Source organism: Nitrosophilus sp., assembly GCF_982775275.1.
In genome coordinates, this window is record NZ_CEXZHP010000302.1 from 1 (window position 1) to 1,313 (window position 1,313).

Sequence of the window (1,313 nt, forward strand, 5' to 3'; positions counted from 1 at the left end):
TATAGAAGATATTTTGCTGTACCTTTCGTAGGTGATAAAAAAAGAGAAGAGTTTAGAAAAGAGGCTAGTGATAGTGTAAAAATAACCTTCTTAGTAGATGAGTTAGCAAAACTTGAGGGTATTGAAGTAAGCGATCAAGAGGTTATGCAAACTCTATACTTTGAAGCTTTACAAATGGGACAAAATCCTCAAGAGATGTTAAAACAGTATGAACAACAAGGTCTTTTACCAGCTGTGAAAATGGCTATCGTAGAGGATAGACTTTTTAGAAAACTGTTTGATGAGGCTAGAAAATAATATAAAAGGAAGACAAAAGTGAGTTATGTTCCAATAGTAGTAGAAAAAACCGGTCGTGGAGAGAGAAGTTACGATATATATTCAAGACTTTTAAAAGATAGAATTATCATGTTAAGTGGTGAGGTAAATGATGCAGTTTCTGCAAGTATAGTTGCTCAACTTCTATTTTTAGAGGCTGAGGATCCGGATAAAGATATATTTTTATATATCAACTCTCCGGGTGGAGTTATCACAAGTGGTATGAGTATGTTTGATACTATGAACTATATAAAACCGGATGTTTGCACGATCTGTATCGGACAGGCTGCTTCTATGGGAGCATTTTTACTAAGTTCGGGAGCAAAAGGAAAAAGATATGCTCTACCTCATGCTAGAGTTATGATACATCAACCTTTAGGTGGTGCTCAAGGACAAGCTACTGATATCCAGATACAAGCAAAAGAGATACAAAGAATGAAAGATGAACTAAATAGTATTCTTGCAGAGCAAACGGGACAGCCTTTGGAAAAAATCCAAGCTGATACTGAGAGAGACTTTTTCCTTAGTGCCAAAGAAGCACAAGAGTATGGACTTATAGATAAAGTTTTAACTAGAAGTTTATAAAAGTTATGAAATATAAGATAGATAGTTCGGGAGAAGTTGTGTACGAAACTAGCAAAAATATTGAAGATATTTCTGTAGAGCAAAAAAATTTAGATGTCAAGGAAAGAAAAAGAAAACTTCAACAGATAAATCTTTTTGCTAAACAAGTTGTAGATCGTATGATAAAAGATATGGTTCCACCCACTCCCGAAAACTATCTTATATATTTTGAAAAATATTTAGAAGAAAAATCACCTGCACAAAAAGAGGCTATAAAAAAAATACTTGATCTTGAAAAACAAAGTGATGCTAATAAAGAGTATATGGCAAGAATGGATAGCTATCTAAAAGAAAATTTTGATAATACTAAAAAAATTTTAGATGATATAAATAATTTATATTCACATGTAAATAAAATAAAAAATTATATTAAA

At 31.9% G+C, this 1,313-nt stretch carries 1 protein-coding gene and 2 pseudogenes; all 3 read left to right on the forward strand.

The window, feature by feature from the left end; translation table 11 throughout:
- Nucleotides 1–297, forward strand: a pseudogene (locus AC30RD_RS09460) (hypothetical protein); the annotation flags it as partial.
- 18 nt (nucleotides 298–315) lie between these two features.
- Nucleotides 316–900, forward strand: coding sequence for an ATP-dependent Clp endopeptidase proteolytic subunit ClpP (gene clpP / locus AC30RD_RS09465; protein ID WP_489494298.1), 585 nt, complete (start codon nucleotides 316–318; stop codon nucleotides 898–900).
- Nucleotides 901–905: 5 nt separating this feature from the next.
- A pseudogene (locus AC30RD_RS09470) lies at nucleotides 906–1,313 on the forward strand (hypothetical protein); the annotation flags it as partial.